The organism is Bartonella sp. HY038 (assembly GCF_014117425.1).
In the GTDB taxonomy this organism is placed as follows: Bacteria; Pseudomonadota; Alphaproteobacteria; order Rhizobiales; family Rhizobiaceae; genus HY038.
This window is the reverse complement of the sequence record NZ_CP059725.1, coordinates 1,494,651-1,521,205: the sequence shown is the minus strand read 5'-3', so window position 1 is coordinate 1,521,205 and position 26,555 is coordinate 1,494,651. Positions and strand designations below refer to the sequence as shown.

25 protein-coding genes are annotated in these 26,555 nt (G+C 39.6%); 8 read left to right on the top strand and 17 right to left on the bottom strand.

The window, feature by feature from the left end; translation table 11 throughout:
• Positions 1-109: 109 nt before the first annotated feature.
• The gene (locus tag H3299_RS06440; protein WP_182419443.1) at positions 110-517 is read right to left on the bottom strand and encodes a cytochrome c family protein; all 408 of its coding nucleotides are present in this window, start codon (positions 515-517) and stop codon (positions 110-112) included.
• A 284-nt stretch (positions 518-801) separates the two neighbouring features.
• Here H3299_RS06440 and sufA point away from each other — a divergent pair, with 284 nt between their 5' ends.
• The 5 genes from sufA (at position 802) to H3299_RS06415 (ending at position 8,270) form a co-directional block, all read left to right on the top strand.
• Complete coding sequence (sufA, locus tag H3299_RS06435; protein ID WP_182419442.1) at positions 802-1,185, top strand: Fe-S cluster assembly scaffold SufA; 384 nt, start codon at positions 802-804, stop codon at positions 1,183-1,185.
• Positions 1,186-1,279: 94 nt separating this feature from the next.
• Positions 1,280-2,716: a YcjX family protein gene (locus H3299_RS06430; protein WP_182419441.1), complete on the top strand. Its 1,437-nt coding sequence runs from the start codon at positions 1,280-1,282 to the stop codon at positions 2,714-2,716.
• Positions 2,713-3,687 (top strand): YcjF family protein, encoded by a 975-nt coding sequence (locus tag H3299_RS06425; protein ID WP_182419440.1) that lies wholly within the window; start codon positions 2,713-2,715, stop codon positions 3,685-3,687. The genes H3299_RS06430 and H3299_RS06425 overlap by 4 nt, the downstream gene beginning before the upstream one ends.
• Positions 3,688-3,925: 238 nt before the next feature.
• The gene (locus H3299_RS06420) at positions 3,926-4,465 is read left to right on the top strand and encodes a hypothetical protein (RefSeq protein WP_246708167.1); all 540 of its coding nucleotides are present in this window, start codon (positions 3,926-3,928) and stop codon (positions 4,463-4,465) included.
• A gap of 958 nt (positions 4,466-5,423) precedes the next feature.
• The gene (locus H3299_RS06415) at positions 5,424-8,270 is read left to right on the top strand and encodes an EAL domain-containing protein (protein ID WP_182419682.1); all 2,847 of its coding nucleotides are present in this window, start codon (positions 5,424-5,426) and stop codon (positions 8,268-8,270) included.
• A gap of 356 nt (positions 8,271-8,626) precedes the next feature.
• Here the strand turns inward: H3299_RS06415 and H3299_RS06410 are convergent, their stop codons facing one another.
• The 3 genes from H3299_RS06410 to H3299_RS06400 form a co-directional block, all read right to left on the bottom strand.
• On the bottom strand, positions 8,627-9,628 hold the full coding sequence (locus H3299_RS06410; protein WP_182419439.1) for a 4-hydroxyproline epimerase: 1,002 nt from the start codon (positions 9,626-9,628) through the stop codon (positions 8,627-8,629).
• A 2-nt stretch (positions 9,629-9,630) separates the two neighbouring features.
• Positions 9,631-10,878: an FAD-binding oxidoreductase gene (locus H3299_RS06405; RefSeq protein ID WP_182419438.1), complete on the bottom strand. Its 1,248-nt coding sequence runs from the start codon at positions 10,876-10,878 to the stop codon at positions 9,631-9,633.
• 122 nt (positions 10,879-11,000) lie between these two features.
• On the bottom strand, positions 11,001-11,963 hold the full coding sequence (locus H3299_RS06400) for a dihydrodipicolinate synthase family protein (RefSeq protein ID WP_182419437.1): 963 nt from the start codon (positions 11,961-11,963) through the stop codon (positions 11,001-11,003).
• Between the two features lie 156 nt (positions 11,964-12,119).
• Here H3299_RS06400 and H3299_RS06395 point away from each other — a divergent pair, with 156 nt between their 5' ends.
• Positions 12,120-12,767 carry a GntR family transcriptional regulator gene (locus H3299_RS06395; protein WP_182419436.1) on the top strand — a complete coding sequence of 216 codons (648 nt, stop codon included), beginning with the start codon at positions 12,120-12,122 and terminating at the stop codon, positions 12,765-12,767.
• Between the two features lie 62 nt (positions 12,768-12,829).
• Here the strand turns inward: H3299_RS06395 and H3299_RS06390 are convergent, their stop codons facing one another.
• The 8 genes from H3299_RS06390 to cobS form a co-directional block, all read right to left on the bottom strand.
• A complete protein-coding gene (locus tag H3299_RS06390; RefSeq protein ID WP_182419435.1) occupies positions 12,830-13,849 on the bottom strand; it encodes an Ldh family oxidoreductase in 1,020 nt (339 codons plus the stop codon).
• A gap of 142 nt (positions 13,850-13,991) precedes the next feature.
• Positions 13,992-15,017: a proline racemase family protein gene (locus H3299_RS06385; RefSeq protein ID WP_182419434.1), complete on the bottom strand. Its 1,026-nt coding sequence runs from the start codon at positions 15,015-15,017 to the stop codon at positions 13,992-13,994.
• Between the two features lie 121 nt (positions 15,018-15,138).
• Positions 15,139-15,861 carry an amino acid ABC transporter ATP-binding protein gene (locus tag H3299_RS06380; RefSeq protein WP_182419433.1) on the bottom strand — a complete coding sequence of 241 codons (723 nt, stop codon included), beginning with the start codon at positions 15,859-15,861 and terminating at the stop codon, positions 15,139-15,141.
• Positions 15,858-16,505 (bottom strand): amino acid ABC transporter permease, encoded by a 648-nt coding sequence (locus H3299_RS06375; RefSeq protein ID WP_182419432.1) that lies wholly within the window; start codon positions 16,503-16,505, stop codon positions 15,858-15,860. Before H3299_RS06375 ends, H3299_RS06380 begins: the two co-directional genes overlap by 4 nt.
• A 12-nt stretch (positions 16,506-16,517) precedes the next feature.
• Positions 16,518-17,183 carry an amino acid ABC transporter permease gene (locus H3299_RS06370; RefSeq protein WP_182419431.1) on the bottom strand — a complete coding sequence of 222 codons (666 nt, stop codon included), beginning with the start codon at positions 17,181-17,183 and terminating at the stop codon, positions 16,518-16,520.
• A gap of 14 nt (positions 17,184-17,197) precedes the next feature.
• On the bottom strand, positions 17,198-18,955 hold the full coding sequence (locus tag H3299_RS06365; protein WP_246708164.1) for an aconitase X: 1,758 nt from the start codon (positions 18,953-18,955) through the stop codon (positions 17,198-17,200).
• Positions 18,956-19,244: 289 nt separating this feature from the next.
• Positions 19,245-20,057 (bottom strand): transporter substrate-binding domain-containing protein, encoded by an 813-nt coding sequence (locus H3299_RS06360; protein ID WP_182419430.1) that lies wholly within the window; start codon positions 20,055-20,057, stop codon positions 19,245-19,247.
• A 521-nt stretch (positions 20,058-20,578) separates the two neighbouring features.
• Positions 20,579-21,355 (bottom strand): adenosylcobinamide-GDP ribazoletransferase, encoded by a 777-nt coding sequence (cobS, locus tag H3299_RS06355; protein ID WP_182419429.1) that lies wholly within the window; start codon positions 21,353-21,355, stop codon positions 20,579-20,581.
• Positions 21,356-21,452: 97 nt separating this feature from the next.
• Here cobS and cobT point away from each other — a divergent pair, with 97 nt between their 5' ends.
• On the top strand, positions 21,453-22,490 hold the full coding sequence (gene cobT / locus H3299_RS06350; protein WP_371739813.1) for a nicotinate-nucleotide--dimethylbenzimidazole phosphoribosyltransferase: 1,038 nt from the start codon (positions 21,453-21,455) through the stop codon (positions 22,488-22,490).
• 576 nt (positions 22,491-23,066) lie between these two features.
• Complete coding sequence (locus H3299_RS06345) at positions 23,067-23,342, top strand: hypothetical protein (RefSeq protein WP_182419428.1); 276 nt, start codon at positions 23,067-23,069, stop codon at positions 23,340-23,342.
• A gap of 13 nt (positions 23,343-23,355) precedes the next feature.
• Here the strand turns inward: H3299_RS06345 and H3299_RS06340 are convergent, their stop codons facing one another.
• The 5 genes from H3299_RS06340 to H3299_RS06320 are packed head-to-tail and all read right to left on the bottom strand — an operon-like array spanning position 23,356 to position 26,455.
• The gene (locus H3299_RS06340; protein ID WP_182419427.1) at positions 23,356-24,027 is read right to left on the bottom strand and encodes a uracil-DNA glycosylase family protein; all 672 of its coding nucleotides are present in this window, start codon (positions 24,025-24,027) and stop codon (positions 23,356-23,358) included.
• 15 nt (positions 24,028-24,042) lie between these two features.
• Positions 24,043-24,609 (bottom strand): thermonuclease family protein, encoded by a 567-nt coding sequence (locus H3299_RS06335; RefSeq protein WP_246708161.1) that lies wholly within the window; start codon positions 24,607-24,609, stop codon positions 24,043-24,045.
• A gap of 39 nt (positions 24,610-24,648) precedes the next feature.
• A complete protein-coding gene (locus tag H3299_RS06330; protein WP_182419426.1) occupies positions 24,649-25,272 on the bottom strand; it encodes a glutathione S-transferase family protein in 624 nt (207 codons plus the stop codon).
• A gap of 1 nt (position 25,273) precedes the next feature.
• On the bottom strand, positions 25,274-25,798 hold the full coding sequence (mobB, locus tag H3299_RS06325; protein ID WP_182419425.1) for a molybdopterin-guanine dinucleotide biosynthesis protein B: 525 nt from the start codon (positions 25,796-25,798) through the stop codon (positions 25,274-25,276).
• Positions 25,799-25,813: 15 nt separating this feature from the next.
• Positions 25,814-26,455, bottom strand: a complete 642-nt coding sequence (locus H3299_RS06320; RefSeq protein WP_182419424.1) for a molybdenum cofactor guanylyltransferase — start codon at positions 26,453-26,455, stop codon at positions 25,814-25,816.
• Between the last annotated feature and the right edge of the window lie 100 nt (positions 26,456-26,555).

The following is a 26,555-nucleotide window of genomic DNA, read 5'->3' as shown; positions in this document are numbered from 1 at the left end:
CGAAAAATTTCAAATTAATAACAAGAAAAATGAATAATCTTGTTTTTAAAGACGGTTCGCATATCATTATATGTAAATATTGAGCAGTCATAGGGGGGAGAAGCCTAACTTATTGTGGTCTGTTAGATGACTCTTTTAAAATATAAGCGATGAGGTCATCAAGGTTTTCACCTGACGCAAACCTTATATTAGCCATTCTGTTGCCTTTTATCATCGCCTGAGGCCCAAGCAAAAATTCGCGTAACGTGTCTTTATTCCAGGTAAGGCCATCTTCTCCAGCTTTTTTCATTGCTGGCGAATAACGAAAATTAGGAAGCGATCCCGCAGTGCGGTTTATAATATTTTGTAATGATGGACCTACACGATTTTTATCATTATCGATCAAATGGCAAACAGCACATCGTTTATATATTTTTGAGCCGCGCTCAATATCGCCTAATGGCTCTTGCGCCGTGGCAAGAGGAGGGAGTATAAATAATGCAACTGGCAAAAAATATTTTATTAAATGTGTTTTCATGGTTTTTGATTGAATGCTTTATGTTTAGGTCTATTTTAAATCTCTTCTAGATAAAACGTAACGCGGTAAGTGTCCATGGCGGCAAATCGCCACTGCCTGACAATGGGATGGCAATTTTGTTGGTAAAAAGGCATGCGATTGAAATTGTCAGAAGCTTCATCTTGTTTTATATTGCCTGCCTCGTATTCTGATTAAAATCTTGTCGTTTAATTAAAATATTGATGGTGTTCTTGCGTTTGTCAATCAGCCACACTAAGTATAACACGAATTGAAAGGTTGAATAAATGAGCCGTTTTGCCGTTATATCTCTAACAGACAGTGCTGTTGAGCGTATCAAAGAAATTATGGGGAATAATCCTGATGCCCAAGGTATCCATGTTGGTGTAAAAAAGGGTGGCTGCGCAGGAATGGAATATACCATCAATTTGATGAAGGAGCATGAGGGAAATTTTGATATTGTTGAAAAAGACGGAGCCCGAGTTTTTGTTGGGCGTGATGCTGTTCTTTTCCTTCTTGGTACGCAAATGGATTTTGAGCAAACCACCCTTAGGACAGGATTTGTTTTTAATAATCCTAATCAAACTTCGGCTTGTGGCTGTGGTGAATCTGTTGAATTAACTCCTGTTTCCATGGAAATATTAGAAAAACGTCGAGAACAAGCAATTTAGCGTCGTTTGTGTTTTTTTTAAATCACTATCGCTAATCTCACTATATCTAAGCAATCTCATTTAATTATATTACCATCATTGAAGGGCAATCGCTTTGGCATCATTCACATCTTTTGGCGATGAAGCTAGGATGACCCTTAACACTGTTTCTGACCGTTTTTCAGGAATTATCCATCCAACTATAAGACTGGGTGTCACTGGACTTTCTACCGCTGGAAAGACAGTTTTTATTACATCATTAATTCAGAACTTACTAAGAAGTGGGCGCTTGCCACTTTTTAAAGCTATAGCACAAAAGCGTATCATATCCGTTGATATAGAGCATCAACCAGACGATACATTGCCTCGTTTTGAGTTTGAAAAGCATATAGATAGTTTAGCATTAAAGCGCCAGTGGCCCCATTCTACTCGCTCATTATCACAATTGCGATTAACAATAAAGTATCAATCAAATTCTACATTTAGTAAATATTTCTCACGTGGAAAGTTAACTATTGATATCATTGATTATCCTGGTGAATGGCTGCTTGATCTTCCTTTGCTGGCAAAGGATTATCGGACATTTTCAAAAGAGTCTTTTGAGCGCGCAAATAATAAATTACATAAGGAATTTGCAAGTGATTGGCTTGGTGCAGCCCACCACGTCAATAGCTTTGCAAAGGCTAGCGATGATATCATCGATCAATTAAGTTCGGTTTTTAAGACTTATTTAAAGTTGGCAAAGGAAGATAAAAGTGCAATTTCCATGTTGCCACCGGGTCGTTTTTTAATGCCTGGCGATCTTGATGGTTCGCCTGCGCTTACCTTTGCACCTTTGCCTAATTTAAGCGATAAACCATTTGAGCCTCACTCTTTGGCATCTGTGATGGAGCGGCGTTATGAATCTTATAAAAAGCACGTGATTAGGCCATTTTTTTTAAATCATATCGCTCGTTTAGATAGGCAAATCATTCTTGTGGATGCGATGCAAGCGATTAATTCGGGTGCCCATGCTGTGCAAGACCTGCAAAATTCTTTGACAGAAATTCTATCATGTTTTCGTTCAGGTGCTAATAATTGGGCGAGTCAACTTATTAGCCACAAAATAGATCGAATTGTGGTTGCAGCAACAAAGGCAGATCAACTTCATCATGAAAGCCATGAGAGGCTGGAAAAAATTATTAAGCTCTTAACACTCAATGCTCTTGAAAATGCAAAATTGCGTGGTGTTAAAACTGATAGCATAGCCATGGCTTCAGTTCGCACCACCCGTGAAGCCTTGGCAAAAATTGGCGATGAAGAACTACCTATAATTATTGGGACACCATTAGAAGGTGAAATAATTGATGGCGTTTGCTTTGATGGCGAAACAGAGACTGCAATTTTTCCCGGTGATTTGCCAAAAGATCCTCAAGATATTGTCGATCATGATAAAAAGATGAATATTCGCTTTATCCGGTTTCGCCCACCAATTGTTAAAGCGACTGATCCATTGCCGCATATTCGTTTGGATCGTAGTTTGGAATTTTTGCTTGGAGATTACCTTGCATGACACAGCGTAGGCCAAGGGCCATTTCTGATCTTGAAACTATCAATATAACAGCAGATCCCTTTGATGAGGCTGAATTAGCCGATCTTGACGTGCTAGCGCAGGAAGAGCAGGGCAATAAGCAATATTTCACGTGGAGTAAGATTTTTTTATCCGCTCTTGGCATATTATTATCCTTAGCAATTGGCCTATGGATTGATGATCTTGTCCGTACTTTATTTTCTCGCTATGTAGCTCTTGGATGGTTTGCGCTTGTAATTGCAGTTACAGGGCTCTTGGCTTTCATTATTTTTATTTTCAATGAATTGCGCGCAATTATACGTTTACGCTCGGTATCTGAAATAAGGCGGCAGGCTCGCGATGCCGTTATGCGCGATGACATGAAAGAAGCGAAAAAAGCAATCCATGCACTTAATAATTTAGTTGAAGGGCAGGCGTTAACTCTGCATGGACGCAAAGCAATTGCTGCTTTTGAAGGTGATATCATTGATGGTCGCGCGCTTATTCATTTGTCAGAGGCTGAAATATTGCGTCCTTTAGATAAAGAAGCACGTAGTTTAATTTTGGCATCTGCTAAGCGTGTATCAGTCGTAACAGCAGTAAGTCCGCGCGCCTTTGTTGATATTATTTATGTTTTTTATGAAGCCACTAAGCTTATTCGCGCTATAGCGTCGCTTTACGGTTGTAGACCAAGCCGGTTTGGTTTTATTGCCATATTGCGTAAAGTCTTATCTCATTTAGCTGTAACTGGTACTATTGCATTAGGTGATAGTTTTATACAGCAATTCATTGGGCAGGGACTTGCAGCGAGGTTGTCGGCAAAACTAGGTGAAGGTGTTGTAAATGGGTTGATGACAACCCGTATAGGAATTGCAGCAATGGATGCACTTCGTCCTTTTCCTTTCGATGGTGAAAAACGTCCCAGTATTGGTGATTTTGCCGGTGATCTTATTCGTTTTTCAAACAAAGATTAATAATGTAATTTGATCTAAGGCCAAGTTCTTTTATAATTAAAGCGGAATAATTATTATTTAGCCTAGCAATTGAAATATCTTATTAACCATTTTTTGCGATTTTTAACCATAAGAATCTCAACTATTATTCTTTAATTTAAATCTTGATGCTTGATATTAAATGCATTTAATTGTTACTTTAATTGGATGCTCCATGGTTGTAAGCTAATGTGAAGCTGATAAAAGGAAAGCTGTTTAAATGAAAAAAATTTTATTGCCGCTTTTTGCAGCTGTCATATGTGCCTCTTCCGCTTACGGTGCTGCACAAGACGCCGAGGAAGTATTTTTTAAAAAAATTGAAGGGCAATGGACCGGGCCAGGTGAAGTTGTTGCTGGGAAATATAAAGGTACGCGCTTTACCTGTACATTTTCAGGTGTGCAGGAACAGGCAAAGGTTGGTATGGTCTTGGATGGTTCTTGCCGTGTAGGCATTTTTAGCCAAAGCGTCAAAGCTCGTGTTGCACGCATTGAAAAAGGTTATCAAGGCGCATTTAATAATGGTGCCAAGGCTGACGGCATGGATATCATTTCGGGGCGTATTAGCAATAAACATATGGTTTTTGGTCTAGTGCGAGAAAATATTAATGGTACGATGACCGCGCATCTAGCTGATAATGATACAATGAATATTACCCTATCGGTTAAGGTTTCTGAAGATATGATACCAGTGGTTGGCGTAAAACTAAAACGCAATGGTAAAAACGCCGTTCAAAATACAGCCCAAAACGATTTTCAATAATTTATAAATCTTATATTTAAATTGAGATATAATTATTGAGCGGATCTTAAAATATACATTCAAAAATTATGCAGTTTAAAAGAAGCGCTGCGCTATGTTGCAGTTAAGCATTCTCACTGCTTGTTAACTTGCATAATGCCATTACGATTTCGTAAGTTAAAATAGTTTTAAGTCACAATTGGACATAATTGTGTACTCAAAGCATCTCAAGCAACATGCATTTTACTAGTTAAGCCGCCTTTGGAATAACTAAGTTCATGGGCATCAAGGCCTTCCTTTTTCCGCGCTCGTGCTGATTGAGCATAAGCATGAACAAATCTTGCATCAAGCATCAGTCATATGATGGCCGGCTCTATAGCAATTTTCTCTAACCGCTCAGGTAGGAAACTCTTTTCAATCCGCAATTATTCGCGTCGATTTACTGTTCCGTAAGGGCCAAAACAAGCTAGAAGGTCACACTAACGCCGACCTGAGCGCTTGCCAGATCAAGGCGTTGATAAAGCTGCGGTTATTTGTATTACCACCACACTGTCCAGTTCGTCTATAAGCAATGATGGGTGCTAAACGCTCCGATTGATCATCTGTATGGTCAGTAATCATTTTACTCCCCATAAAACCACAATAAAATGAAACTACAATAAAAATAGGGGCGTTCCTAAAATATTTATTATTTTGATGTATTGCTTATGGTCGCATGACAAATTAAAGAAGTGCTATCGTCATGATTTATAATTTTCTGGGTTGCTTGCCATTAAATAGCTTGAAAGCCCTGCAAAGGGTCTTTATTGATTTATTAAAATCGGGCAAGGTGATTTGCCTAAATTTTCTAATATAAAGGGATAATTGGTCTAATGCCGAGCCAAAGCCGAAAGCCTTTATCTAAACATGCATTTATATGCAAACAGCTTGATAATGCAAAAAGTGTCGGAGGCCCCAATTGGCTATAATTCGCTTTTTTATGCGCTTCATCCTTTTATTCTTTATGCTAATTGGCCTATCAATAGCTGCTAATGCTGCTGATCCAATTAAAATATCACCTGATAGTGCCGCCCTTGACCTTTCTGGGCTAGTTGAAATAAACCTTGATCAAGGTTCGAGCTTTAGTATTTCAACCCCTCCTGATCCAGAAGGAATCATCCATCGGATTGAAGTGCAAGCTAATAGTGAAAACTCGCAAGGCAATTGGGCTGTTTTAACTCTTGCCAATCCAAGCGACCAACAGCTTGATAGGTTAATTGTAGCACCCCATTATCGGCTAGCAGGTTCTGGCTTACTTGATCCTGATCTAGGTTCTATTCGGATACGATCGATAACTCCAAGTGAGGGGTTTACTTTAGAACGTCAGGCTAGTCCAGACTCGGATGTTTTCCGCTTTACAATCAATCCCGGTGCTGTTGTAACGCTTGTAGCAGAGCTTGGATCACGTGATTTGCCGCAATTATATTTGTGGGAACCTGATGCTTACAAGGATACAGTTAATTCTTATACGCTGTATCGTGGAATATTACTTGGTATTTCTGGTCTTCTAGCTTTGCTGCTTACCATTTTATTTGTGGTTAAAGGTACCTCGCTTTTTCCTGCAACCGCAGCTTTTGCATGGGCGGTACTTGGTTATATTTGTGTAGATTTTAGTTTTTTAAATAAATTTTTAAATGTTGTTCCTAATTCTGAACCACTATGGCGGGCAGGAACAGAGGTGGCCTTAGCAGGCACAATATTAGTTTTTCTCTTTACCTACCTTCATTTACATCGTTGGCATTATCATTTTAGTTTCGGTATTGTATTGTGGCTTGGAGCCCTTTGCGGTCTTGCTGGCATGGTGGTATTTGATCCGGTTCAAGCTGCTGGTTTTGCCCGCGTTTCTCTTGGTGCAACCGCATTAATTGGTGTTTTGCTTATTTGTTACCTCACCATTCGCGGCTATGATCGTGCTATTATGTTGGTGCCAAGTTGGATTTTATTCATACTTTGGTTGTTTGCTGCCTATGCTGCAGTTACTGGAAAGCTTGAAAACGATATCGTGCAGCCTGCTTTAGCTGGTGGCCTCGTCCTTATCGTATTATTGCTTAGCTTTACTGTTATGCAGCACGCATTTTCTGGCGGTGCTGGTAATCAGGGTATTTTTTCTGACCTTGAAAGACAAGCACTTGCCGTTATGGGAACGGATCAAATCGTATGGGATTGGGATGTGGTAAGGGACCGCGTTGTTACCACTCCAGATTTATCAATTTATATTGGGTCCGCAGCAAAAAGTCTTATTGGACCGATGCGCAATTGGCTACCAGCTATGCATTCCGATGATCGAGATCGTTTCCGGATGACCCTTGATGCAATTCTTGATACGCGTGCAGGACGGTTAGATCAAACTTTCAGATTAAGGGCAGGGGATAGTCAATATCGTTGGTTTTCGTTGCGGGCACGTCCTGTCATTGGGCCAGACGGCGAAATTATTCGTTGTGTCGGCATGTTAATGGATATTACCGAGCATAAGAAAGCTGAAGAGCGTCTATTGCACAATGCGATCTATGACAGCTTAACCGGTCTTCCTAATCGACAATTATTTCTTGATCGCTTGCAAAGTTTTTGCGACTTAGCTCAAAATGATGAAGATTTAAAGCCAACATTGTTAATTATTGATTTTGATAATTTCCGTTCAATCAATCAACGTTACGGATTGTCGGTTGGCGATACATTTTTGCTTGCAATGGCGCGGCGTCTTGCTCGGCATCTTAAACCATTAGATACATTGAGCCGTATATCTTCAGATAGGTTTGCATTTTTACTCGCTTCACAAAGCGATCTTTCAAAGGTTGCAAATTTTACGATCAATCTAAAAAAAGCTTTAAATATGCCTATCAGCTTTGCTAAGCGTGAAGTGCAGTTAACAGCTTCTATTGGGCTTTTACCCTGGCTTGGTGGTAATGCACCGGCTGAAGATCGTTTGAATGACGCTATCTTAGCAATGTTTGCAGCGAAATATAATGGTGGTAATAAAATCGAGCCATTTAGGCCGGTTTTCCGTAGCCAAAATATCGAAAAGCGCTCCATTGATGATGAATTGCGTGAAGCCTTGAACCATAATCAACTTTATGTCGTTTATCATCCAGTGTTAAAAATTGCCGATGGCACCTTGGTCGGCTTTGAAGCAATGTTGCAATGGGATCATCCAAGCCGAGGTACATTATTTACCCAAGACTTTATTTCGGCAGCGGAAAACGCGGGAATTACATTGGAATTGGCAAATTTTGTGCTTCATCGCGCAGCACAAGGCATAATGCTGCTAAACCAAAAATTTCCTGGCAACCGGTATTTTGTTTCGGTCAACCTGCCTAGTGCTGATCTACTGCGCAATGAGCTCGTAGCTAGCATTCAATCTATGATGGTTCGTAATCCATTGCGAGAAGGACAATTATTGATTGAAATGCCAGAAGCTGTTCTTATGCAAAATCCTGAACTTTCAGTATCTTTATTCGAGCGTCTTAAAGGTTTAGGTGTTGGCTTGGTTCTTGATAATTTTGGTACAGGATATTCTTCACTTTCTTACTTTGTGCGTTTTCCATTTGACATCATAAAGCTAGATCGTTCTTTGCTTAATAATGAACGACCAAAGCAAAATATTTTGTTGCGCTCACTCATAGGTATGGCTCATGATCTTGGTTTTCAGGTTATTGCTGAAGGTGTTGAAAATGAAGGTCTTGCCATTATGCTAAAGGAAGCAAATTGCGAATATTTGCAATCCAATACGTTTAGCATGCCGATTGCAATTGATGATGTAATTGAATTAATTACTAACCATAAAAAATAAATATAAAATGGAATTGGAAGGATAGTTGAGAGGACTTTAACACAATTAGCTTAAAATATATTTGTTTGCTCAAATTTTGTGTAAAGTTTTTAATGGCGATCAAGCAAAAGCTACTATAAATGACAATGAGCGTTGTCATGGAAAGTACTGAAAAATTTTGAGCTTTTGTGAATAATGAGGTTTGAAATCGATAGCCAATGAGATAGCTTGCAATTGCTTTTATAAGTTAACAGGGCAGAGATGAAAGCTTGATAAATTGAAGCCTTGCGGCAATATATTGCCTATTTGAAGAGCCTTAGACTTTTAAAAAACCTTCGTAAATTTGCGAAGGTTTTTTTACGGCTTATAAATTATAATTATTTAACGATGAAGCCATGCTTATAGGGGTCGCGATCATCGATAAAAATTGTATTAAATCCAGTCATTCTTGCCCAACCCGCGACAGATGGAATGATGGCTGCGCGATCTGCAACATGTGTTATTTTTTCAACGCGTCCATCAAACATTGAACCAATGATAGATTCATGGATAAAACTATCGCCTTCTTTCAATATTCCTTTGGCTGTAAGCTGTGCCATTCGCGCTGATGTGCCGGTACCACAAGGCGAACGATCAATTGCTTTATCACCATAAAATACTGCATTACGAGCATGGGCACTAGGTTGCGTTGGCTTTCCTGTCCACATAATATGGCTAAGATGGTTTATTTCAGGCTTTTCAGGGTGTTGAAAACTATAAAGCTCGTTGAGGCGTTCGCGCAAGATCGGACTCCAAGCGATAAGCTCCAAAACGTTATAATCAGCCATATCGGAATAATTTTCTTGTGGTTCTACAATCGCATAAAAATTGCCACCATAGGCAACATCTACTTTTAAATGACCAAGTACAGGGCATTCTACATCAAGCTGTTCTGCATAAAGAAAAGCTGGAACATTAGTTAATCGAACTTCTTCGACATATTCGCCATTTTGTTGAAAAGCAATATCAACCTTACCTGCTGGGGTATCAAGGCTAATTTTACCTGGTGTCTTAGGGCTTATCAAACCATATTCAATCGCCATAGTAACGGTACCAATTGTACCATGTCCGCACATTGGCAAACAACCAGATGTTTCAATATAAAGAACACCAATGTCACAATCGTCACGTGTTGGCGGATAAAGAATAGAACCAGACATCATATCATGACCACGAGGTTCAAACATTAGCCCAGTACGGATCCAATCATATTCAGCTAAAAAATGTAGGCGCTTTTCCATCATGGTGCTGCCTTTCAATTGAGGCCCACCACCAGCCACCAAACGCACAGGATTACCACATGTATGTCCATCAATACAAAAAAACGAATGACGTGCCATTTTTAAAACCTCCGAGGATCAAAAGGCGCAATTGATATTTCGCTGCTATTTTTTTCAATAATATCATTAATAAGGCGTGCCGTGGCAGCAGATTGTGTAAGCCCTAAATGTCCGTGTCCAAAAGCATATAGAATATAAGGACTTGCTTTAGCGGTGCCAATCACTGGTAAGCCATCGGGAATAGATGGCCGATGCCCCATCCATTGTTTGCCACAATCAATTTTAAGATCAGGGAAAAAGGCCTTAGCTTTTGTCAACATGGCACCACATCGTTTATAGTTGGCAGGTAATTTTAAACCGCCCATTTCAACTGCACCCCCAACGCGAATGCCGGTAGCAAGCGGCACAATAACAAAACCATGACCGCCAAATGTTACCTGTTGGCGTAAATCGAGTGCGTTAGCAGGTAATGTAGTGTTATAACCACGCTCGGTATCTAGAGGAATCGTGTCACCCAATTTTTGTGCAAAATGCTTAGACCAAGCACCTGACGCAATAATGGTAAAGTTCGTGGTTAATTTTTCACCTTTATCGGTGGTAATGTTCGCACCATTTTCTAAAGGTGATATTTCTAAAACAGTCGCCTTTATAAATTTTGCGCCAAGATTTTGCGCATATTCCCAGAGAGCCTTACCAAATAATTTTGGATCAGTAACATTGCGCCAGGCTTCAACAAAACTACCCGCAACAAAACGCGGTGAAAGACCTGGCTGCAATTGCGCCATTTCACCAGCTTTCATATGGCGCACTTCAATGCCATAGTTTTCACGTTGTTTCCAGCTTGGCAGCGCTGATTGCAATTCGTTTTCACTTTCATAAACTTCTAAATTGCCAATCGTGCCAAGGTAGTTTTCAAGGGAAGCTCGTTTTATAAGCGCAAGCATTTCTTTTTCGGCAAGTCCCATCATTGCAACTTGCGCTTCAATGGTATGAACTTGTTTTGATTTACTGCTAGCACGCCAAAATTGGTAAAGCCAAGGAATGAGGCTTGGTAAATAGCTGGGCCGAATAGTAAAAGGTCCAAGGGGATCTAACAGCCATTTGGGTAATTTACGCATAATACCCTTGGATGCAATTGGTAACACATCTGTAAATGCAAATGCACCAGCATTACCAGAGCTTGTCTCTTCGGTAATGCCCGTGCGATCAATAAGGGTCACTTTATGCCCTCTTTCGCTAAGTAAAGCGGCACTCGCAATACCGATAATGCCTCCTCCAATAATGACAATATCCTTCGGTGTGTTATCCATCAGGCCTCCTCCCACTGTTTTGATCGCGAATAACCAAGCGTCAGCATGTAAATATAATAAATATATTCCTATGCTTTCAAATGGAGCCCTATTTTTTAATAGGGCTTTTATCAAAATTGTGTTTACGGCTTATATTTTGTTACGGCGCCAGCTAATTTTGACCACTCAGCATACCAAGTATTGAATAGGTTGAATTGTGTTTCAACAAATCCACGTTGACTTGCAGTTAGTTCATCACTTTCATTAAAGTGTAGGCTGTATTCTTTATCACCCTTTAAAACCATCATATATTTGAAATAAAGAACAAGATCAGGGCCTGCATCAAAGGATGAAAGGATCGCCAAAGCATGTTCCAATTCATAGGCGCGGTTACGCGCATCTACATCGCCCTTGGCTGCGGCCATAGAAAGATTGCAAAGATGGATGATTTCTTTAGGTAGCACATTGCCAATGCCTGTGATTGCACCAGTTGCACCACAATTAACAAAGCCATGAACAACAGTTGTATCTACGCCGACCATAAAAGTTACTTCATCATCTTGGCTAGTTATGTTTTCAGCAGCATAAAGCATGTCATCAGCGCCACCAAATTCTTTAAAACCAACGAGATTTTTATGATCTTGCCGTAAAGCAAAAAACAAATCGGCACGAGTTGCAAAACCATAATAAGGACTATTATAAATAACGGCTGGTAGATCAGGAGCGGCAGACAAAATTGCCTTAAAATGATGTTTTTGCGCGCTGACAACGCTACCACGCGATAGCACACGCGGAATTACCATAAGACCCTTTGCGCCAACCTTTTGGGCGTGGGATGCATGAGCTACCGCAGTTGCAGTGTTTACGGCGCCAGTGCCAACAATAACTGGGATACCTGCATTTGCGAGACGCTCCACACCTTCCATACGTTGGGCATCAGTCAAAAGTGGCCAATCTCCCATTGAACCACAATAAACGACCGCCGACATGCCACTTTCTATAAGTTGCTGCCCCTTTTTGACCAAAGCATCAAAGTCGGGGCTACGATCACTTTTACAAGGGGTCATCAAAGCAGGAATTACACCAGAAAATATTGAAGCGCTCATATTCGTCTCCTCATTGCGAATAACATTATTTATTTTTTTTTGGCCTGCTATTGGAAATAAACATAAAAAAGATTGAAAAACCAAACTACAGGCATTGATATATCAGATAGATATCAGTAAGATATTTTTATGTCAAGTCGATTTTTAGGCGGAAAAATGGAAGAAATTAAAATTACCGGGATGTCCGATAGTCAGGCTGATTTGGCCTATAAAAGCCTTGAACGGATGATCGTTACATTGGTGCTTGAGCCCGGCATGGTGGTTAATGAGCGTTCCCTTATTGAAGCAACAGGTATGGGGCGCACACCAGTGCGTGAAGCCATTCAAAGATTAGCATGGGAAGGTTTTTTTGAAATTCGCCCGCGCTCAGGCATTGCGGTAACTGCGTTAGAGCCGCAAGATTTTGCGCGCGTAATTGACGCGCGAGAAGGGCTTGAAGTGTTACTGGCGCGCGATGCTGCACGCTATGCTGGAGCACCTGATTTTGAACGGATGAAATTGGCTTCTAAGCAGTTAAAGGAATCAGTTGAAATCAACGACGCTTTTTTGTTTCTAGATGCCGATAAGATCTTTGATGAAAATCTTGGTAGATCTGCCGGCAATGTTTTCGCAGCACGTGTTGTAGCGCCATTACAAACCCATTCAAGGCGGTTTTGGTATCGATTGCATCGCGGTCAAGATGCTATACGCAGATCAGCAGCAGCGCATATTGAATTAATTGACAGCATTATGTCAGGGGATTCTGATGTAGCTGGCAATAAAGCGCGTGAATTAATGCATCACTTGCGTGAGATGATGGCTTAAACATCTTAGGTAAAGATTTTGTCGTAAATATCATGTTAGGCGATATTTACGACAATGCTCGTTTAATCAACCAAATAGGAAAGTAATTCGTCATAGCGGTTTTTGGGAATAGTAATTCCTTCACGTAATGCTTTTTGGCGTTGCTGATAGCGTTTGTCACCGGGTAGTCTTACATCGCTACCACTATCACGTATAAGATCGAGCAAACCTTTAACCCGCGTTGCAAAATCAAAATTATTACCGCGCTTTGGATCAATAACAATGAAGAGTTGTCCTGTTTTTGGGGTTTCGGCCCCCTCATAGCCTTTAAAATCAACTTCGGTTGAAAATGCGCCGCCAGTAAGAGCGCCCGCTAGTATTTCTACCATGAGAATAATTGCCGCCCCTTTGTGCCCACCAAAGGGCAGCAAAGCTCCCCCATCAAGTATAGCCTTTGGGTCATTGGTTGCATCGCCATTACGATCAATTCCAGAATTATCAGCAAGCAAATGACCTTTGCTTGCTGCAATGCGCGTATCGCCATTGGAAAGTGCACTTGTTGCAAAGTCAAATACTAAAGGGTTGTCATCAGCAACTGGTGAAGCAAAAGCAAAAGGATTAGTGCCATAAATTGTCTTACGTCCACCAGGGTGAACAACTACAGGCAGTCCAGCAACAAAACTCAATGCAACAAGACCTTCTCGCGCAAAGGGCTCAACATCAGGCCAAAGAGCACTTAAATGATGAGATAAGGCAATTGATAACACGCAAACACCAGTCTCTTTGACTTTTTTCAAAAGCAAGGGCTTAGCTGCAGCTAAAGACAGTTGAGCAAATCCATTATCAGCATTTACCCGAATAAAGGAAGCGCCGCAATCGTCGATAATCGGCGTTGCATCGCCGTTTACCCAACCGCATTTTAATGAAGATAAATAACCGGCAACCCTAAATAATCCGTGGCTATGGGTTCCATCCGCTTCACAGGTTACACAATTATTAGCAATGAGTTGAGCAGTATCTTTATGCACACCGGCTTTTATTAAAATTTTACAAACTAATGCACTTAGCTCGTTAAAAGACAATGTTACAACTTGGTTGGACATAATTATTCCTAAATATATAGTTTAAATTATTGGTGCAATCGATAGATAAAATCCGCATATGGCTAAACGTATCATGCATGGCTCATAAGCAATTTAAAAACATGCTTGCTCTATCACGAGTAAAGTTGTTTGTTAAGATTATTTATCCATTTGGCCAAGTATCGGATATGCGATAGCCATTGGGAAATGGATCAGATGGATCCAACATCAGCTGAGAAACTCCAGTAATCCATGCCCGCCCTGAAATAACCGGAATAATTGCTTTTTTATCGGCAATATCGACCTTTTCAGCTATCTGGCAATGGAATTCAGTATTAATGATAGATGTGCCAATGAATTTTTCACCAATAGCCATTTCACCTTTTGCATATAAAAGCGCCATACGAGCAGAGCAAAATGTTCCAGTTGGCGAACGGTCTATTTTACCAGGGCGAATGACAACCGCACTTTTACCAGTAAGGATACCATTAATACGTTGGACAGGCTCAGTAATCGCGCAAAAGGAAATATGGTTCCAATCTTTTAATGGGTGCTTGAAGCCTATTTGTTCATTGGCAGCTTGTGTTATTTTGACACCAATTTTAGCTAGTTGATCGGCCGATTCTGGTCGTATTTCCAAGCCGATATCACTTGCGTGTACGACAACAAAACTATCGCCGCCGAAGGCGGTATCAACTTTGATGGTACCTATTCCTTCTACTTCGATTTGCGCATCCAGCTTATCTGCAAATGAGGGAACATTGGTCACATGTATCCGCTCAGCTTTACCATTTTGGCATTCCGCTGCAATCTCAATTAAGCCCATAGGGGGCTCCAAATATAGCTTGGTAACCGGCTCCTGCATGGGGATAATGCCACTATCCAAGAGAACAGTTGCAACACAAATAGAGTTGGAACCTGACATTGGCGGCGTATCTTCCGGCTCCATAATAATCCACCCCATTTGCGCTTTAGGATCAGTTGGAGGAACAAGTAAATTAACATGACGAAATACGCCGCCGCGCGGTTCATTCAGAACGAAATTGCGCAAATTTTGATCTTGAGCTATGAAGCGAGATTTCTCCCAAACTGTATCTCCAGGAGGAGGGAGGACACCTCCAACAATAACATCCCCCACTTCACCTTCAGCATGACATGTAACGACGTGAATAATCTTATTGCTGCGCATAACTGCAATATCCTTTTATAATAGATAATTAGCAAAATGAAATTAACTTAGAAAGCTAATAGTCAATTGGTTTAAGTGCACGTAAGTATACGGCGCTTTCACTATATATTGGGAGAACTACTCATCGAACTGATTGCAAAAACTCAATAGTTTCCTGCCTTTGAGGATTTTTTAAAACTTCATCCGGTGTTCCAATTTCATGAATTTTTCCTTGATGGAAAAAAGCAACGCGATCAGATACTTCACGCGCGAAGCTAATTTCATGGGTTACCAATATCATAGTCATGCCTTCTTTTGCCAAGGTGCGCATCGTATCTAATACTTCGCCGACTAATTGTGGATCAAGCGCTGAAGTGGCTTCATCAAACAACATATAATCTGGCGACATAGCAAGGGCTCGCGCAATTGCCATGCGTTGTTGCTGTCCACCAGATAATTGCGAGGGATATACATCAAGCTTAGAGCCTAGTCCAACATGCTCCAGTTGCTTTACGGCCATGTCACGCGCGTCTTTCTTGTTCATTTTTAAGACTTTGCGGGGCGCGAGCATAACATTTTCAATGACGCTCAGGTGGGGAAAAGCATTCCATTGTTGAAATACAATACCAATCTTTTGCCGAAGCTTATCAATATTTGTGCTTTTATCAAAAACACTTGTACCATCAATTTTTATAAATCCGCTATTAATACGTTCTAGTCCATTAATGCACATAAGCATTGTTGATTTACCAGATCCAGATCCACCGATGACCGACATCACTTCGCCATTATTAACGTTAAGTGAAACCCCTTTTAAAACTTCTAAGTTACCGAAGGATTTTGAAACTTCATGAATTTCAATCATGCTGCACCCCATTTCTTTTCAAAGTGGGCGCCAATACGGGAAACAACCCAACTAATGATATAATAGAAAATACCTGCAATAAAAAATATCAGCAATGGCTCATTTAAACGAACATTAACCTGTTGCGCAGTCCGCAATAATTCTACAATTCCAATCCAGAAGACAAGAGCTGTGTCTTTCATGACTGACAGTGTAAGGTTGAGCCAACCAGGAAACGAAATTCGCGTTGCGAGAGGTAAAACAATATAGATAATGTCTTGCCACCAACTAAGCCCTAAGGAGCGGCTCGCTCTACGTAAACTTGAAGGCACAGCCAAAACGCCACTACGCACAATTTCAGTACAATAAGATGCGGCGTAAAGTCCAAGTACAATACAAGCAATTGTAAATGCGCTCCAATTTAGGCCTATAACACTTTTGAACGAGTTAAAGACCACAAATTGAATAAGCAATGGTACACTACGAGTAATGTCCAAAAACCACGATAAAGGCGCAGATAAGGTGGGGGCACCAGCACGTAAGAACCCACAGAATACGCCAATTATGGTTCCAATAAGCATTGCAAGAGCAGTAAGTTCGATAGTCACCAAAGCGCCGTTGGCCATATAGAGAATATCATTCCATGATAATTTACCAAAAAACATCAATTAACTCCCTTAATAGCGCAATATTTTATGAGCGCAGAGGCGTGCTGCGAGCAGCAGGATCTTGCTCAAAATATAATAGATAATGGCTGCTGCAAAAAAGATTTCAAAAGTGCGATAGGTTTGATCTGCAATACCTTTGGTTATCGCCATCAGATCTGAATCAAGACCAACAATTACGCCAAGAGATGTCATTAATAGCGTCCATATCATCTGGTTGGTGAGTGGGTAATAAATTACGCGCAACAATTGCGGAACAACAACCAATGTAAAGGCTTGATAAGCGCTCATGCCTAATGAGCGTGCCGCGCGGGTTTGGGTTTCTGGCACAGCTTGCATGCCGCCACGGAAATTTTCGGCCAAATAGCCCGCACTGTTAAAAGTAATACCAACGAGCAATGTAAGCCATGACCCCAAAAAAATACCATAAGCGCCAAGGCCGAAATAGATAAAATAAACTTGTAAAAGCGCTGGAGTATTACGCGCAATAGATATCCAACATGACGCGAAACTTGTAAGAAAAATATTATTGGAACGGCGGAACACCAGTAGTATCAAGGCGAGAATAATAGCTAAAATTACGCTAATTGCTGCAGTGTAAAGGCTAACCCATGCACCTTCTAACAATTTATCGAGATTTTGCCAAACAACCCTCCATTGAAATGTATAATTGAACATATTCACCTCTGAAGTTAATTATTACCCAACCAGTTGGGTAGTTTTTTTGAAATTTTTCCATAAATTGCCGCTTCTACACAATCTGCAAGACTGCCAAAACGCATTTTGCAACCAGTAAGACCTTCACCATAGTGAGCGTATTTTCCTGAATTTGTCATAATAGTTTGAACATTTTTACCAATCACAGGCTTTGTGATCATGCACCAACAGGTATCATTGACAAAATTTATGTTGAATGATCGAAGTACGTTATAAGATTCACTTTTTTTAAGGTTGGCAAAAACATCGCGGCCCATAGTCACCATAAAATCAACTAAAGGGTTCTTTTGTTTGCCCGCGACCAAACTTGCTAAGCATTGTGCTTCTTCAAATGAAAAATGTGGATTACCGAGTGCAATAAGATCAATCTCATCTGGACTGAAGCCATTTAATGATTGCCAATTTTTAACCAAATCAAATTTATTAAGATTTATGGTTTTGTTTATTATCTTTTTCCATTGAGGATTGTCTTTTGCTTCTGGCGTAATTCCCTCAATATGGAACATTGGTGCTCCTGAAGTGGTTGCAAATGCGGCACTTAACGCTTTCAGATTATCACGTGTTGGTTGATATTGTTCCAAGCCGCATATAAGGGGGATTTGATGGCCTACGACATCACCAATAGTATAACCAAGGAGAGGGTAAAAAGCATCATCAATATTGTCTGTCTTTTCCACATTTATAAGTAAAGTTGGAATACGACCAATATCTAAATGGCAGCCAGCCTTAGGGGCTCTACCGGCTATCGCGATGCATGCATCTAAGAAATCTGGATATTTTTGTGTGTGAGCGCCTAGGACGCTATTGGCAAAAACCACGGCATTGGATTCTGCCCAACCTATATTATCTCCCAATTGAGGAGCCGTTGGAAGTAGATAAGGCGCACATGTATAGGTAGGTTTTGCACCCATATCGGTATAGGCGCTTGCAAGTGCGCTTGAGTTTTTGGCCTCTTTTTCATTGACACCTTGCATTTGCCAACGCTTCATATCAAGTGAGATAGAATTCATTGATGTTGGAACGGCGACTTTACCACCTGCATCGCGTAACATTTTAGCAAAACGATATCCGCCCTCACCAGTATAAATGCAACCATCAATATGTACTTGAGTTACATCAATTAATTCTTGTGCATTTTGCAACTCGGCCATTTTGCAAATAACCATCATTGCCATTGATTTTGCTTTTCCAAAATCGCCAGCAAGCAGTTTTTGGTCTTGATTGCTTAAGCTTATTTGCATTTTAGAATTTTCTATTTGCGGAGCAATTAATGAGCGGTCAATTTCATGATGAGCGGCAAGAACAAAGTCATTCATGATTGCACTATGAGAAAAATTCTCTAACTGCTTAAAATCCTCAACTCCTATCACCGCAACGGGCATTGAAATATCAAAAAACATTTTAGCAATCATCACGCCTAGAATAAGAATTTCATCTCTCTGGGCTAAAATAAGACCACTTGGGGCTGTTCCTTTTAATAGAAGTTCAAGCATCACAGCACTACCTGTACAAGAACCACGCCCACCAGGTATTGCAAGAATTTTGCCTGTTAATACATGACCACTTAAAGGATGATGTCTATCAATCACCTCGCCAGTTTCAGGCGATACACCGCCCCAGAAACTTAGTGCCTCATTTGCAAAAATCAAATCACCAACGACATCGCCGCCCATATGATAATCTGTATTAAATTCTATTTTCCCATTATCTGGTTGCCTATTTTTAGGTCCCAAAATTCACTCCAATAAAAATTATCTTGCTTATCAGCTATATTTAATTAAGCAGCAAAAGCATTTATCACATAATTAGAACAAGATTAGGTAGAATATAATTTGCACTATCCCTCTAATTATTATTTGAAATCAGAGGGATAAGATTAGCTTGGAATTAAGGTAGCATTGAATGAGAGACGTATTAAATAAAGCTATCTTTTTTAGACATAATAATTATATATGACCAATTAAATGATTAGTCATATATACTGGCTTTATTGTTATTTAGTCATTTTTCATCAATGATATGTTAGCGATAGGTCTTTTCAACGATTAAAGATGGGGCATCGCCATTAAACCATTTTGTGTAAAGTTCTTGATAGCGGCCTGTACGAACTTGTTGATGGACAAAAAGATTTAGATAATTAATAAGACCATATTCTTGGCGTTTTGTTGCTATGCCATAATAATCAGGAACATAAGGCGCTACCCCCTTAATGACTAGGTTTGGGTAATTTCCTGTTTTAATAGCCTGCTGCGCCGTGCTTTCGGTTAATACACTTGCTTCAATGTGACCTTGAGCTACAGCAAGGATAGTATCGTTTTGCGACTGATAGGCACTGTAAGCGCCACCGCCCCATTTTTCGATATCGGCTTTCATCATACCTTCTTCAAAGGTGCTTGCAGTATTTCCAAGCTTACGGCCTTTAAGATCCTCATAAGTATTAATTCCAGTTTCCTCGCGCGTCAAAATAACCATGCGGTTGACCATATAAGGAACTGAAAAACCAACAACTTTCGCCCGTTCAAGAGTATCAGATGTTGAGGCAATAACTACATCAGCGCGGTCTGACATCAATGCAGGAACGCGATCTGGAAACGGTGTTTCAACGATTTCAACTTTTACACCGAGGGCTTTAGCCAAATCTCCGCAATAATCAACATCAAAGCCAATTGGTGTATTTTTATCATCACGTGACCCCATCGGAGGAAAGTCAAGCGTAACAGCACAGCGCAAGGTGCCTGAACTAATAATATCATCTAGCTTATCAGCTGAAGCCATTAATGCGGATGATACTAATAGCGATGCAGCTAAACCAGCAGTATATAGTTTGTGTTTCATTCGTTTACTCCCATTTCATTTGTAGTTTTTAAACAAACAACATCCAGAAAAACTGGTGCCATTTTGCTTTGAGACTGGAAAACGACTATCAACTATTTTAAAAAAACACCTTGTTTTATCGTCACCGCTCAGCTCCCCAGCTTGTAAGCATAGATAAAAAACACAAAGCCTTTTAAAAAAATAACCTATTGTATTAATGAATCAAATAGCCGTCTAAATTTTGGTGTTCTTCCATGTACAATTAACAATTTAAATGATTTTTTCTTTCTGATATATCTATAATATAGTAGTGATATCGTAAATCAAGAAAAAAATTAAAATTCTTTCGCTATTTTTCAAAACATTAAGGACTTAACTTTTACCTCCGGCATAAATAGACGTCGCAAAATATTTTAAGTTGCCTTTTAATTTCATGTTTCTCTTGGATAAAATGGGATAAAAAATTCCTTTTGCGAAATTAAAAATTAGCACAATTAATATGAATGGTATGAGCAGATTATGTACAATATTTTTATTTCTTTTTATATATAACTTATTGAAACACCAATTAAAAAGGCCAATACGGATATTTGTTGTAATGCACCAAGGCAATCGCCAGTAATTCCATCAATTTTATTCTGGCAAAGGCGCATAAATAAAAATGCAGCAAACATTGTCAGTAAGACCGCTATAATAAAGTGTATAAGACCAAAAAAAGGAACGATTAACAAAAATAGTAAAAATGCACTAATCAATAATCCATTACGTATCATTATTTGCGTTGGTGCACCGGCCGCAACAGCCACACCATTTGAACGGGCAAAAGGAGAATGATACCAAAGCCATATCATGGCAGCGCGGCTGATTGTTTCTGCACCAATCAACGCAATTATTGCACAGCTTACGCTAAATTGCGTTGAAAGATTATTTAATAAGGCTATCTTTAATAAAATAGACAAAATAAGCGACAAAGCGCCAAAAACCCCAATACGTGAATCTTTCATGATTTCAAGGCGCTGATCGCGGTTCTTGGGCGCAAAAAAACCATCAAAAGTATCGCTTAAGCCATCTTCATGAAGGGCCCCAGTTAAAAATATAATGGCAATAATGCTGATAATTGCTGCAACTAGATTTCCTAAGTTTAAAAATATCGCAATTAAAAAAAATGCAGCACCAAACAGGCCAATGAGAAAACCTGCAATTGGAAAGCTTGCAGCGTCATCACTTGGCAAATAAGAGCGATCATACCATCTTTTATTAATTGGCAAACGGGTCAGGAAGCCTAAACTTCGACATATTGATGCAATAATCGCCAACAAGATAGTAAGATCCTTTGAAAAATCAATTTGAACAGCGTATAAACCAACGCAAAGAGATTCACATTTATAACAATTAAAAGTCTAGCAGGATATTCTCGTGAGCAATATGGCAAGCCCCTTTGACGATTTTCGTGCGCTTTTGCACAATCTTCCAGAACAAAATCAAGAATCTATGGCGCAAGCGCGTCTGCGTCAGCAACAATTAACTAAGCCCGTCGGTTCGCTTGGCCGCTTGGAAGATATTGCCATTTGGCTTGCAGGTTGGCGTGGTCAAGACAAACCAGTGATTACTCGTCCATTGGTTGCTGTTTTTGCAGGCAATCACGGTGTAGTGGAAGAAAATGTAACACCATTTCCACAAAGTGTTACACGCCAAATGGTTGATAACTTCGCCGCTGGCGGTGCCGCTATTAATCAGATTTGCATCACCAATGATTTAGGTCTTAAGATTTATGATCTTGCCCTTGATTATCCAACTATGAATATTACCAAAGACGCTGCTATGGATGTACGCGGCTGCGCTGCGACCATGGCCTTTGGTATGGAATCAATTGCTGGTGGCACTGATCTTTTGTGCATTGGCGAAATGGGGATTGGCAATACAACCGTTGCGGCTGCACTTTCTTGTGGTTTGTTTGGCGGAGATGTTGAGGAATGGGTAGGGCCGGGCACTGGCTCCACTGGTGATTATTTTACCCGTAAGGTTGAAGCTGTTCGTAAGGCAGTTGCGCGTAATGAAGGCCATTTGGAAGATCCATTCGAGGTATTGCGCCGCTTAGGTGGGCGTGAATTTGCGGCAATTGTTGGTGCGATCCTTGCCGCGCGAATGGAAAAAATTCCCGTTATCCTAGATGGTTATGTCGTAACTGCGGCAGCGGCGGTTCTTTATCGTTGTTTACCGGCTGCTCTTGATCATTGTTTGGTTGGTCAATTATCAAGCGAACCTGGGCATAAAAAACTATTAGAAATTATAGGTAAAAAACCGATTCTTGACCTTGGTATGCATTTGGGTGAGGGGACAGGTGCAGCTTTAGCGGCAGGTGTTGTTAAAGCAGCAACCCTTTGCCATAGCCAAATGGCAACATTTGAGCAAGCTGGCATTGATAAGAAGGCTGCTCCACAATTTGACGCTTAAAAATAATTGCTTTAGCAGGGTAATTGACAAAAGCACCTTGGTGATTATTCATCAAAGGTGCTTTCATTTTGGTTTTGTCACTTGGTAAATCAGCCCGCTTTAATGTGTCGCAGATGAAGTCTAAAATTGGCTTCCACAAAAAAACGTGGCAAAGCAGGCACTTTAACGCTCTAATCCAATCTCAATTTAGATTTTTAAAGTTTTTACTAAGCTCGTGTCGTGGGCGAAGTTTATATTCTTATGGGCTTAGTCTATTTTTTTATTGAAATCTTACGCACAACTGCAAATTTCTTTTTATCTACTATTGTAAGACGATGAAGACAAAAATCAATGGAAACCCTTCCACAATTGCAAGAGACATCATCAAAAACCGATGACAATATTAATCCCTCGCAATGAAGACATTTATAATAAATATCATGACCAACTGGTGCTTGTGGGCTATCTTTTACACCAATCTTTATAAGTTGTAGATAATATTTTTGGCGCATATTGAATAAAATCCAATTTTTACTAAAAAATCATCTTAAATAAGTAAAATAAGCATTAAATCCAATTTTAATATAGAGGTCTGAAATGTGGAAGAATATAATTATATTATTATTGATTTTATATATATGTAGCGAAAATATTTTATCTAATGCATATTTTATACTAATTGATAAAGGTTATCATATACCTGAGCAATCATCAATTTTTAAATTTAAGCCAATTATCATGAATAATGGAAGCGGCGATTACTGGCTGTTGGGTGAAGATGATAATAACATCTATATAGTTACAGATGATGGTGAGAAATCCATTGCCAAGATGGATATTTATCACCAAATATCATCAGTTCTAAAACAATAATATAGCAATAATCTTATAACAGATTGCCATTTTTATTCTTAATGATTTTTCGTAAGATTGGTAGCAATTCATCACTAAACCAAGGATTTTTTTTAATCCAAGATGTATTGCGCCATGATGGATGTGGCAGTGGAAAAACGTGATAGCCCATTGGTTGCTTTATTCTTAAAATATCACGCCAGTTACTAACAGTTTCGGTAAGGTTTTTACCTAATCCCTGTTTAATATGCCATTTTTGGGCATATTGGCCGATGGCTAAAACCACTTTAATTTGTGGCATAAGGCTAAATAATTGCGCGTGCCATTGCTGTTGACATTCTTTACGCGGTGGAAGATCCGAACCTTTATTATCGTAGCCAGGGAAGCAAAATCCCATTGGTATAATGGCAAAATTATCTTTATTGTAAAAATATTGCGGTGACACATCAAGCCATTGCCGTAGGCGATTTCCAGATGCATCATTAAATGGAATGCCAGTTTCAAAAACTTTTAAACCAGGGGCTTGTCCTGCAACGGCAATCTGCGCTTTATCTGAACTTATGCAGATTGGTCGTGGCTCAATGGTTAGGGCAGGGAGATATTTAGGGCAATCAAGACAAATTCGGCAGCTTTTAATTTTTTTATCAAGCGCGGCCAATTGTTGTTTAATATTACCATCCGTGTTTATCCTAAGGCTATCCTGCATTGCCAATCTCGATATTTAATTTTTGCGTGGGTTTTCTTTGCGCCATTGGTTGGGGCGTTGCACTTGCCATACCCACATGCCAAGTTTGTTGTTTTTGGCAAAACGCTCTTCTTTGGGGTAACTTGAATAGCTGACTGCCCAACCATCTTCTACCATTTGGCGACTAATATCGATATTTTCAACCATGCACTGTCCTAAAATGCGTTTATATTTGTCTCGCTCTATCCATTTACAAGAAACTTTACGTCCATTAATCATTTTTATTAAATGTTGTTTTGATAATTCACCACAGGCATATTTTTCTTGTCCTTTTGTGCAATATTGGGCAAGCTCAGGTGCATCTATTCCAAGCAATCTTATTCTTTCACCATTTATACGAATAGAATCACCATCACTAATATGCGCAAAACCTGAAATTACATTGGCATTAGCTGTTTCAGTTATGGAAGTGTCTTGTTCATTGTTAAAGTTTTTTAGCAGAGCCAAGCATATGATAACCAAAAAAATAATGATAAAGTCAGACGGCTTACGCCCACGCATCATAGAGCGTAGATTGAATGGTTTTTTTCTTGAATGTAACACTTTACTTTTCGCGCCTAAATGAAGCAATATTGCGATAAACTAGTTAATTGGAATCATAATTATTTTTGCATAAGATGGGCGCTTTTTTAACCGCTCGTACCATTCAGAAATTTTAGGAAATTGCTTAAGCCGTTTGATGTCAATTTCATAATAATAATAAATAAATGTACCAACAACAATGTCGGCAATACCAAAATTCTTACCCGATAGCCATAAGTTTAAACTAAGTTCGTTTTCAATTATAGAAAGCTTTTTTTCAAAGCCATCTATGGCATTGGATAAAATGCCGGCGTCGCGTTTTTCTGGTGCCAAACGCACGGAGTTAAATAAAATGGCTTTAAATAATGGAAAGAGTTCTTCACTTGCCCAATCCATCCATTTTTCAACGGCACTACGCTGCTTAGGGTCTTCAATCCAAAAACTGTCGCGACCATATTGGGCAGCAATATAACGCACGATGGTGTTCGATTCCCATAAGGTGAAACCATTATCTTCAAGTACTGGAATCATAGCGTTGGGATTAAGTTTTAAAAATTCTGGGGTATCAAGGCCGCCAAATTTGCCGCCGACTTCGATATTTTCGTAATTTAACCCAAGTTCCTCGGCAATCCAAAGCACTTTTTTTACATTAATAGAATTATTACGACCCCAAATTTTTAGCATATTAATTCCCCTTTGTTTTTCTGCTTAAGTCCATATGATTTTCGATGAAATCTGAAATAGCAATTATATCATTAATATCGAAAACCGGTAGAGTTTCCTCACTTTGGTTCATATCGCTTGCCACCGCAACAATATGGGGGTCATTTAAACTAAGATTTTCACCGCGTTTTCCTCCTTCACGGCGTATTTCGAGCTTGTCATGGTTTTCTCGCTTATAGCCTTCAACCAATATAAGATCACAAGGAGAAAAGTGTGATAAAATTGTCACTATATCAGCCTCATCTTCATCCTTGTTTTCATGGATAAAAGCCCAACGATTAGCTGAAACAACAGCAATTTCACCTGCTCCCGCATGGCGGTGGCGCCAAGAATCAGTGCCTTCAACATCAATATCAAAATCATGATGTGCATGTTTTATTGTCGCAATTTTATAACCGCGAGAGGTAAGTTCGCTAACAATACGTTCAGTCATTGTGGTTTTACCGTTGTTTTTCCAACCGGTTATCCCAAATATTTTATGTTTCATGTTAATTTACCTCACTTACAACCATAATGCCTTTGCAACCTCAAGGTCGTCTTTGGTGTTGACATTAAAAAACGGATTGAAGCCATTTTCATTGCCGTTACCAAACTCACAGTTTTTCGCGCATACCTTTTGTGCAAATGAATAGATACTTCTTTTGCCCGCCTGTAAATGGCTTTTTAAGTCATCGATTAAATTGACAGGCCAAAGCCCAAAAGTCGGTTGGTATTCTCCGTTAAAAGTCGACAAAATTGCTCTATCTAAATCGCCTTTATATAATGATTGCAACTGCATTAAATAATCATCTGGGAAAAAGGGGGTATCAACAGCAACAGTTATAATGGCGCGATAATCATGAATTTGGGCATAGGTCATTGTTGAATAGATACCAGATAGGGGCCCCATATTATTAAAATCGTTCTGGTCAGCAAGGTAGGTTCTATCATTTTTTGCAAGCAGCAATGGATTATTAGCGCTGACAACCACTTCACCACCGATCAAACCAGTTTTTCTAATCGCTAAAAATTGCGACAACAAGCGATTAAATGTATGATCGAGTAATGTGGTATCACCAATAGTTATAAGGGCCTTGTCGCTGCCCATCCGTTGTGAGCGACCACCAGAAAGTACGACCCCCAAAAGCTTTAAATTTTTACACATGATTTTTTAATTTGCCAATTCATACAAAGTAAATAAAACTACTTTGAAATGGTAGAATATATAATTATGACAATAAGTAACGGCATAAAATAAAAGCAGA

Excerpts from the sequence above, each read along its gene's own strand:
- H3299_RS06420 (WP_246708167.1), top strand. The coding sequence starts at position 3,926 with ATGAAAAAAATTTTATTGCCGCTTTTTGCAGCTGTCATATGTGCCTCT.
- H3299_RS06340 (WP_182419427.1), bottom strand. The coding sequence starts at position 24,027 with ATGCAGGATAGCCTTAGGATAAACACGGATGGTAATATTAAACAACAA.
- H3299_RS06330 (WP_182419426.1), bottom strand. The coding sequence starts at position 25,272 with ATGCTAAAAATTTGGGGTCGTAATAATTCTATTAATGTAAAAAAAGTG.
- H3299_RS06320 (WP_182419424.1), bottom strand. The coding sequence starts at position 26,455 with ATGTGTAAAAATTTAAAGCTTTTGGGGGTCGTACTTTCTGGTGGTCGC.
- H3299_RS06405 (WP_182419438.1), bottom strand. The coding sequence starts at position 10,878 with ATGGATAACACACCGAAGGATATTGTCATTATTGGAGGAGGCATTATC.
- H3299_RS06390 (WP_182419435.1), bottom strand. The coding sequence starts at position 13,849 with ATGTCCAACCAAGTTGTAACATTGTCTTTTAACGAGCTAAGTGCATTA.
- H3299_RS06425 (WP_182419440.1), top strand. The coding sequence starts at position 2,713 with ATGACACAGCGTAGGCCAAGGGCCATTTCTGATCTTGAAACTATCAAT.
- H3299_RS06385 (WP_182419434.1), bottom strand. The coding sequence starts at position 15,017 with ATGCGCAGCAATAAGATTATTCACGTCGTTACATGTCATGCTGAAGGT.
- H3299_RS06360 (WP_182419430.1), bottom strand. The coding sequence starts at position 20,057 with ATGAAACACAAACTATATACTGCTGGTTTAGCTGCATCGCTATTAGTA.
- H3299_RS06440 (WP_182419443.1), bottom strand. The coding sequence starts at position 517 with ATGAAAACACATTTAATAAAATATTTTTTGCCAGTTGCATTATTTATA.
- H3299_RS06345 (WP_182419428.1), top strand. The coding sequence starts at position 23,067 with ATGTGGAAGAATATAATTATATTATTATTGATTTTATATATATGTAGC.
- H3299_RS06395 (WP_182419436.1), top strand. The coding sequence starts at position 12,120 with ATGGAAGAAATTAAAATTACCGGGATGTCCGATAGTCAGGCTGATTTG.
- H3299_RS06375 (WP_182419432.1), bottom strand. The coding sequence starts at position 16,505 with ATGTTTTTTGGTAAATTATCATGGAATGATATTCTCTATATGGCCAAC.
- H3299_RS06370 (WP_182419431.1), bottom strand. The coding sequence starts at position 17,183 with ATGTTCAATTATACATTTCAATGGAGGGTTGTTTGGCAAAATCTCGAT.
- H3299_RS06400 (WP_182419437.1), bottom strand. The coding sequence starts at position 11,963 with ATGAGCGCTTCAATATTTTCTGGTGTAATTCCTGCTTTGATGACCCCT.
- sufA (WP_182419442.1), top strand. The coding sequence starts at position 802 with ATGAGCCGTTTTGCCGTTATATCTCTAACAGACAGTGCTGTTGAGCGT.
- H3299_RS06380 (WP_182419433.1), bottom strand. The coding sequence starts at position 15,861 with ATGATTGAAATTCATGAAGTTTCAAAATCCTTCGGTAACTTAGAAGTT.
- H3299_RS06410 (WP_182419439.1), bottom strand. The coding sequence starts at position 9,628 with ATGGCACGTCATTCGTTTTTTTGTATTGATGGACATACATGTGGTAAT.
- H3299_RS06415 (WP_182419682.1), top strand. The coding sequence starts at position 5,424 with ATGCGCTTCATCCTTTTATTCTTTATGCTAATTGGCCTATCAATAGCT.
- mobB (WP_182419425.1), bottom strand. The coding sequence starts at position 25,798 with ATGAAACATAAAATATTTGGGATAACCGGTTGGAAAAACAACGGTAAA.